This window comes from Streptomyces sp. NPDC054796, from assembly GCF_053611545.1.
This window is the reverse complement of record NZ_JBSHAO010000037.1, coordinates 22,883-29,998: the sequence shown is the minus strand read 5'-3', so window position 1 is coordinate 29,998 and position 7,116 is coordinate 22,883. Positions and strand designations below refer to the sequence as shown.

Below are 7,116 nucleotides of genomic sequence, written 5' to 3'. Positions count from 1 at the left end.
GGCGGGTGGTGCGGGTGTGTTTGGCGTAACTCTTGTGGCTGGGGGCGACCCCTTCACCGGCCCCCCACCCTTCCACAGTGAGCCCGGTGGGACTCGAACCCACGACATACCGGACCTAAACCGGCACCCTCTTGCCAGCTGGGGTACGGGCCCACGGCGCATACTTTACTGGGTGCCTCCAGCGCGGTTCGCGAAAGTCCCCGTCTGGCTGTGGCAGGACGGACAGAGATACCGCAGGTTGTTCGCGCGGTTGTCGAGCCGGTCCCCGTTGATGTGGTCGATCTCCAGGACGAGGCGCCTGCCGTGCCACTCCTCGCCGGTGCCGCACTCGGCGCACACATAGGGCGCACCCGTTCCCTGAAGCGCCCTGTGCAACTGGGGCCGCCGGGTGCGCGGGGAGCCGGGCGGCAGGCGGCGCAGGATTCTCGCCGCCGGTATGCGGTTCGTGGCGGGGCGGCCGTGGCGATGGCCTTGCCCGGTGAAGTGCGCCGTGGGAATGGCGTACCGCGTCAGGCCGAGCCCGATCCGGCGGCGCATGGCTCCCGAGTCGGGCAGGCCGAGCGCGCGAAGTACCCCCGCGACACTGACGGATTTCTCCACCGCCCTTCTCAACTCCGCCTCACCGATGTCCGGCCTCCGGGCGTGCGGGTCCTTGGCGAAGTGACTGGTGTCGATGCCGTGGTGGATGAGCCGCCTGCGCAGATAGTCCCGGCCCCTGCCCCTCGGGGAGCGGCCGAGCCGCCGCAGCATGTCCGCCAGGCTCACGGACACCGCCGCGGTGGCGGCGAGGCGTTCGCGGGTGTAGCCGGGGCCCGGCGTGCTCATCCGGCGACTCTCCCGTGAGCGTCGGTGCGGCCCGGATCGCCCCGGCGCTTCCGGCCGCGGAAGGTGTCGGTCGCGGCATGGCAGTTGGGGCAGAGCAGGCGCAGGTTCCGCTGTCTGTTGTCCCACCAGTCGCCGTTGCGGTGATCGACCTCCAGCCGCAGTGGCCTGCCGTTCCACCAAGGGCCCGTGCCGCACTGCTCGCACACCTCGGGCACTCCCGCACGGAGCAGCGCCCGGCGCAGCCGCTCGCCGGGAACCCTCCCCTTTTGGGGAGTGCCCAATGTCAGCCGACCACCCGGGCCGCCCCTGCCCTCGCGGCGTCGTGGTGCGGTGGACGTGAAGTGCGAGGTGTCCAGGCCGAGCGCGGCGATACGCCGTGCGATGTGGGCCTGGTTGCCGCCGACCGGTGCGATGCCCAGCCGTCGTACGGTCTCCGCCACGCTCGACGAGGACTGCACGGCCGCGCGCAGCCGGGCCTCGGTGTGCCGGACGCCTGGGCGCTCGAAGTGCGAGGTGTCGATGCCCCAGCTACTCAGCAGCCCGCGGACGTAGCTGCGCCGACCCGCCGTGGGCTCCACCCCCAGCCGCTCCAGCGCCTCCGTCAGCGTGCGGGACGCCGCGACCGCCTCCGCCAGCCGTTCCCGTGTGTACCTCGTGCCCATGTGTGCCCGCCCCCCGTCGAGGCCACCGGCCCCACCAGCGCCGTCGGCCCCGAATCGTGCGTACGTGCCTCTCTCGTGCACGTAAACGAGTGCGCCCCTCCCGGGTTACGCCCGTCGGAGTCGTCGGAGTCGTCGGGGCCGACGGGGCCGCAGGGCTAGAAGCTGGGGGACTGGCCCTGGGCGCGGGCCATTGCCTCGGCCTCCTCCTTGGTGGAGACGGAGGGCGGCGAGCCCTCCAGGGGCTGGCGTGCGGTCTCCTTGAGGCAGGCCACCGTGATGATGCCGAGCAGCGCGGCACCCGAGGCGTAGTAGGCGGGGGCGAGCGGGTCGCCGGTCTTGTTGACGAGGAACGTCATGACGCCGGGTGCCGTGCCGCCGAAGATGGAGGTGGCGATGTTGTAGCCGATGGAGAGGCCGCCGTAGCGCACGTCGGTGGGGAAGAGCGCGGGCAGGGTCGCGGACATGGTGCCGAGCAGGCAGACCAGGGGTCCGCCGAGCATCAGCAGGCCGATGAGCACGGCGACGAAGCTGCCCTGCTGGAAGAGCGCGAAGGCGGGGACGGTGAGGACGAGGAAGCCGACCATGCCCGTCATGAGGACGGGTTTGCGGCCGAAGCGGTCGTTGAGGTGGCCGACCCGCTGGATCACGAGCATCATCGCGACCATGGCGATGATGGCGGCGACCAGTTCCATCGAGTCCTTGTAGCCCAACTGGCTCGTCAGATAGGCGGGCATGTAGGAGAGCAGCATGTAGTCGGTGACGTTGTAGGCCGCGACGAGTCCGATGCAGACGAGCAGGGTGCGCCACTGCTGCGCGAAGAGGGTTTTGAGTTCCTTTTGGGGGACGTTCTCCGAAAGTCGGGGTTCGGATTTCTCGTCGGCTGTGTCCGAAGTGCCGTGTGCGTGCTCGGCCGCCTTCTTCTGGAAGGCGGGGGTCTCGTCGAGTTTCATTCGGAGGTAGAGGCCGACGAGGCCGATGGGTCCGCCGACGAGGAAGGGAATGCGCCAGCCCCAGTCCTCCATGGTGCTGGTTCCCAGTGTGGTGTTGAGCAGGAGCACGAGTGCGGCGGCGCCTGTATATCCGGCGAGGGTGCCCAGTTCGAGGAAGCTGCCGAAGAAGCCGCGTTTCTTGTCGGGCGCGTACTCGGCGATGAAGGTGGCGGCGCCGCCGTATTCGCCGCCTGTGGAGAAGCCCTGTACGAGGCGGCACACGAGCAGCAGTACGGGCGAGGCGAGGCCGATGGCGGAGTAGGAGGGGATGAGGCCGATGCAGAAGGTGCCGGCCGCCATCAGCATCATGGTGAGGGCGAGGATCTTCTTGCGGCCGATGCGGTCGCCGAGCGGGCCGAAGAACATGCCGCCGAGTGGCCGTACCAGGAAGGACGCGGCGAAGGCGGTGAATGAGGCCAGGAGTTGTGTGCCGCCACCGCCGGGGAAGAAGACCTTGCCGATGGTGACGGCGAGATAGGAGTAGATTCCGAAATCGAACCACTCCATAGCGTTACCGAGGGCGGCCGCTTTGGTTGCCCGACGGACGGTGTGCTCGTCGGTGACGGTGATGTCGCTGCGGCGGATCTTCGGCTGCAAGCGGCGTTTCATTGCCCTGTAGAGGACGTGGTGCCGCTTTACGGCGGCCGGATCGGGTTCCGGGGCCTCGGTGTGCATGGACACATCTGTACCGCACACCGAGCCCTTTGACTCCGTGAATTACGCCTCGTGAGGTTTGGGCGCTGAAACGCCGGGAACTGGGTATCAGCCTTCGAGCTTAAGGTCTTTGATGAGTTTCGCGACGTGTCCGGTGGCCTTGACGTTGTAGAGGGCCCGCTCGACCTTTCCCTCCTCGTCGAGGATGACGGTGGAGCGGATGACGCCGGTAACGGTCTTGCCGTACAGCTTCTTCTCGCCGAAGGCGCCGTACGCCTCCATCGTCTCCTTGGAGGGGTCGCCGACCAGCGTTACCTTGAGGTCTTCCTTCTCGCGGAACTTGGCGAGCTTCTCGGGCTTGTCGGGGGAGACGCCGATGACGTCGTAGCCCGCGCCGGCGAGCAGCTGGAGGTTGTCGGTGAAGTCGCACGCCTGCTTGGTGCAGCCGGGGGTGAGGGCGGCCGGGTAGAAGTAGACGATGACCTTGCGGCCCCTGTGGTCGGCGAGGGAGACCTGTTTGCCGTCGGCGTCGGGCAGGGAGAAGTCGGGGGCGGTGTCGCCGGGCTGAAGTCGCTCGCTCATGTGCGCTCCTCGGGGGTCGGTGTTCAGGTCCCGAGGGTAGCCGGGGCCCGCCGATTGGGGGTGCCGTGGGGCGCGGGCCCGTGCGAGCTGACAGACTGTCCGGTAACCAGTGTGATTCGACGTACGAGCGACAGCGACGGAGGCAGCGCGGTGCCGGAAGCCAGGACCCCCGCGGACATCGAGGCGGACATTGTCCGCAGGCGGCAGGACCTCGCTGCCGCGCTGGACGAGATCGCCGTGCGCGTGCACCCGAAGACGATCGTCGGGGACGCCAAGGCGAAGGCCGCGGCGGCGCTGGACCGCTCCGCGGGCCGTGCCTATGTGGTGGCGAACCGCGCCGTCTCGGATGTGCGGGCGCAGTTCGTCGGTGAGGACGGGGCGCCGCGTCTGGAGCGTGTGGTGCCCGTGGCGCTGGTGACGGTCGCCGTGGTCGGCGGCTTGTTCGCGCTCTCGTCGAGGCGCCGCCGGGGCTGAGATACGGTCTAGCCGTGAGTTCCGATACGTCATCCAGGTCGTCCGCCCGGTCAGCGCGCTCAGGTGCGAGTGCCGCTCCGGAGCACCACGACAAGCTGCCGATCCGCATGCTGCACGACCGCGTGCTCGTGCGTACGGACATCGAGGAGGGCGAGCGCCGCTCGTCGGGCGGCATCGTCATTCCCGCGACGGCCGCTGTGGGCCGCCGTCTGGCGTGGGCCGAGGTGGTCGCTGTGGGGCAGAACGTGCGGACGGTGGAGCCCGGTGACCGGGTGCTCTACGACCCGGAGGACCGGGCCGAGGTCGAGGTGCGGGGTGTGGCGTACGTGCTGATGCGCGAGCGTGATCTGCACGCTGTGGCGGCCGAGCGGCTCCAGGGTTCGGAGGACTCGACGGGGCTGTACCTGTAGCCGTCCGTAGCCGTCCGCGGCTTTCTGCGGCTTTCTGCGGCCGTCGTATGTGACGGCGGTGCACGTGTGCGGGTGTGGCGGGGGACCGGGGTCCCCCGCCACACCCGTACTGCGTCAGCGCAGGTCAGCCCGGTCGGCGCCCCTGCGTGCCCGGCCCGTCATCGCGGTCACCACTCGTTGCGGTGGTAGGCGGCGCCGTAGGGTCCGCCCTCGGCCGCGCCGCCGTCCCAGCCGCCGCCCGGGGTGCCGGTGCCTCCGGACTCGCTGCCTCCGTTGACGTTGCCCTGGGTGTTGCCGCCCTCCAGGCCGCCCGTCTCGGGGATGCCGGGGCTGGAGGGCGGACCGGTCGGCGTGGTGGGGGTCCCCGGCGCTGACGGCGAGTCCGGGGGCTCCTCGCTGGTGGGCGGCGGCTGGGTGGTGGGCGTGTTGCTCGGCGGGGCCTGGGTGGTGGGCGGGTTCGTGGTGGGCCGCTGGGTGGAGGGGAGGTCGCCTCCGCCGTTGGTCTTCAGGTCGAAGTTCTTGACGGGCTTACCCTTCAGCGCCGCCTTGGTGTAGGAGCCCCAGATCTCCGCGGGGAAGCCGCCGCCGTTGACGCGGTCGAGCCCTGCGGCCCCGTACAGCGGCTTCTGCACGCCGCTCTCGGCGTCCTGGCCCATCACGCTGATGACGGTGGCCAGTTCGGGGGTGTAGCCCGCGAACCAGGCGGCCTTGTCCTCCTCGGCCGTGCCCGTCTTGCCCGCTGCGGGGCGTCCGGCGGACTGCGCCGCCATGCCCGTGCCGCCCTTGACGACGCTCTGGAGCACCGAGGTGGTGGAGTCGGCCGCGGCGCGCGTCACCTTCTGCTTCGGGTCGTGGTCGGGCAGCTTGATGACCTCGCCGCCTCGGGTGGCCTTCTGGACGAGCGTGTAGTGCCCGTGCTTGCCGTGGTTGGCCAGGGAGGCGTACGCCTCGGCCATGTCGAGGGTGGAGGCCGTGGCCACGCCGAGGGCGATGGAGCCGTCCTCGGGCATGTTCGGGGTGGCCTCGGGGAGGCCGAGGTCGATGGCGGTGTCCTTGACCTTCTTGGGGCCGACGTCGACGCCCATCTGCGCGAAGACCGCGTTCACCGACTTGTCCATGGCCTCGGAGACGGGGACCTGCCCGTAGGACTTGTGGTCCTCGTTCTCCGGCGCGTAGCCGGTGCCGTTGCCGTCGCTGACGACCTCGCGCTTGTTGGTGCCGTCGTACGTGGTGGCGGCGGTGATGCGGCGGCCGTCCTGGGTGGTGGACTTGTTCTGGATGGCCGAGGTGAACAGGAAGGGCTTGAAGGTGGAGCCGACCTGGTAGTCGCGGCGGGTGGCGTTGTTGACGTACTGCTTCGTGTAGTCGATGCCGCCGTACATGGCCACGACCTTGCCGGTCTTGGGGTCGACGGAGGCTCCGCCCGCGCGGACGTACTTGTCCACCCTGCGGTCCTTCTTGTCCAGCTTGTCCATCAGCCGCTTCTTGACGGCGGACGTCATGGCCTTCTGCTTCTTGGGCTCCAGCGTCGTGGTGATGCGGAAGCCGCCCCTGGCGAGGCGCTGCTCGTCGACGATGTCGTTGTCGATCAGGTAGTTCTTGACGGCCTCGACGAGATAGCCGCGCTGGCCGGAGAGGCCGACGGCGGGCTTGGCGCGGTCGGGCTCGGGGAACTTCATCTTGTCGCGCTTGGCCTTGCTCAGCCACCCCTCCTTGACCATGCCGTCCAGCACGTAGTGCCAGCGGGCCACGGCGCGGTCGCGGTTCTCGGGGTGTGCCTGGGTGTCGTACGCGTTGGGCGAGTTGACCAGGGCCGCGAGGTAGGCGCCCTCGGCGGTGGTGAGGTCGACGGCCTGCTTGCCGTAGTACGCCTCGGCGGCTGCCTGGATGCCGTAGGCGTTACGGCCGAAGTAGCTGGTGTTGAGATAGCCGCGCAGGACCTCGTCCTTGCTGACCTCGCGGTCCAGCTTCAGCGCGATGAAGAACTCCTTGGCCTTGCGGGTGACCGTCTGTTCCTGGTCGAGGTAGTAGTTCTTCACGTACTGCTGGGTGATGGTGGACCCTGACTGCCTGGAGCCGCCGGTGAGCATGTTCCAGCCCGCGCGGAGCATGGCCTTGGGGTCGACGGCCGACTCGTGGTAGAAGTCGCGGTCCTCGGCCGCCAGGACGGCGTGCTGTGCGGGCTTGGGGATCTGGGAGAGGTTGACGTTCTCCCTGTTGACCTCGCCCTGGCGGGCCAGCGTGGAGCCGTCCGCGTAGAGGAAGACGTTGGCCTGGGTGGCCGCCGCCGAGTTGGGTGCCGGGATGCTCACGAGCAGGTAGCCCGCGACGAGTCCGCCGGAGATGACGAGAACGATCAGCAGCAGCCCGCCCAGCACCATGCGCCAGGTGGGGATCAGACGCCGCAGTCCCGTTCTCGGCTTGTCACCCTCGTCGGCGAGGGGCTTCGGTTCCCAGCCCTCGGCCCCGTTCTTCGGCTCGTCACTCATCTCTACAGGGACTCCTCGTCCAATATCGGGC

The 7,116-nt window shown here is 69.3% G+C and carries 7 protein-coding genes and 1 tRNA gene; 2 read left to right on the top strand and 6 right to left on the bottom strand.

What is annotated here, in order from left to right; all coding sequences use genetic code 11:
• Nucleotides 1-78 precede the first annotated feature (78 nt).
• The 5 genes from ACWGJ2_RS26930 to bcp all read right to left on the bottom strand — a co-directional run bounded on the left by ACWGJ2_RS26930 (nucleotide 79) and on the right by bcp (nucleotide 3,712).
• Nucleotides 79-153: transfer RNA gene (locus ACWGJ2_RS26930), tRNA-Leu, on the bottom strand.
• Nucleotides 154-165: 12 nt separating this feature from the next.
• Entirely contained in the window at nucleotides 166-825 is a 660-nt protein-coding gene (locus ACWGJ2_RS26925) for an HNH endonuclease signature motif containing protein (protein WP_453348816.1), read from the bottom strand.
• A complete protein-coding gene (locus ACWGJ2_RS26920; protein WP_453348815.1) occupies nucleotides 822-1,487 on the bottom strand; it encodes an HNH endonuclease in 666 nt (221 codons plus the stop codon). The genes ACWGJ2_RS26925 and ACWGJ2_RS26920 overlap by 4 nt, the downstream gene beginning before the upstream one ends.
• A 155-nt stretch (nucleotides 1,488-1,642) precedes the next feature.
• The gene (locus ACWGJ2_RS26915; protein WP_453348814.1) at nucleotides 1,643-3,151 is read right to left on the bottom strand and encodes an MFS transporter; all 1,509 of its coding nucleotides are present in this window, start codon (nucleotides 3,149-3,151) and stop codon (nucleotides 1,643-1,645) included.
• Between the two features lie 87 nt (nucleotides 3,152-3,238).
• Nucleotides 3,239-3,712 carry a thioredoxin-dependent thiol peroxidase gene (gene bcp, locus ACWGJ2_RS26910; RefSeq protein ID WP_453348813.1) on the bottom strand — a complete coding sequence of 158 codons (474 nt, stop codon included), beginning with the start codon at nucleotides 3,710-3,712 and terminating at the stop codon, nucleotides 3,239-3,241.
• Between the two features lie 150 nt (nucleotides 3,713-3,862).
• Here bcp and ACWGJ2_RS26905 point away from each other — a divergent pair, with 150 nt between their 5' ends.
• On the top strand, nucleotides 3,863-4,186 hold the full coding sequence (locus tag ACWGJ2_RS26905; RefSeq protein WP_453348868.1) for a DUF3618 domain-containing protein: 324 nt from the start codon (nucleotides 3,863-3,865) through the stop codon (nucleotides 4,184-4,186).
• A gap of 107 nt (nucleotides 4,187-4,293) precedes the next feature.
• Nucleotides 4,294-4,596 carry a GroES family chaperonin gene (locus ACWGJ2_RS26900; RefSeq protein WP_453348867.1) on the top strand — a complete coding sequence of 101 codons (303 nt, stop codon included), beginning with the start codon at nucleotides 4,294-4,296 and terminating at the stop codon, nucleotides 4,594-4,596.
• A 167-nt stretch (nucleotides 4,597-4,763) separates the two neighbouring features.
• On the opposite strand, the gene ACWGJ2_RS26895 is transcribed toward ACWGJ2_RS26900, so the two are convergent.
• Complete coding sequence (locus ACWGJ2_RS26895; RefSeq protein WP_453348812.1) at nucleotides 4,764-7,085, bottom strand: transglycosylase domain-containing protein; 2,322 nt, start codon at nucleotides 7,083-7,085, stop codon at nucleotides 4,764-4,766.
• Nucleotides 7,086-7,116: the final 31 nt, after the last annotated feature.

Coding starts and splice junctions, on each gene's coding strand:
- bcp (WP_453348813.1), bottom strand. CDS start 3,712: ATGAGCGAGCGACTTCAGCCCGGCGACACCGCCCCCGACTTCTCCCTG.
- ACWGJ2_RS26900 (WP_453348867.1), top strand. CDS start 4,294: ATGCTGCACGACCGCGTGCTCGTGCGTACGGACATCGAGGAGGGCGAG.
- ACWGJ2_RS26925 (WP_453348816.1), bottom strand. CDS start 825: ATGAGCACGCCGGGCCCCGGCTACACCCGCGAACGCCTCGCCGCCACC.
- ACWGJ2_RS26920 (WP_453348815.1), bottom strand. CDS start 1,487: ATGGGCACGAGGTACACACGGGAACGGCTGGCGGAGGCGGTCGCGGCG.
- ACWGJ2_RS26895 (WP_453348812.1), bottom strand. CDS start 7,085: ATGAGTGACGAGCCGAAGAACGGGGCCGAGGGCTGGGAACCGAAGCCC.
- ACWGJ2_RS26915 (WP_453348814.1), bottom strand. CDS start 3,151: ATGCACACCGAGGCCCCGGAACCCGATCCGGCCGCCGTAAAGCGGCAC.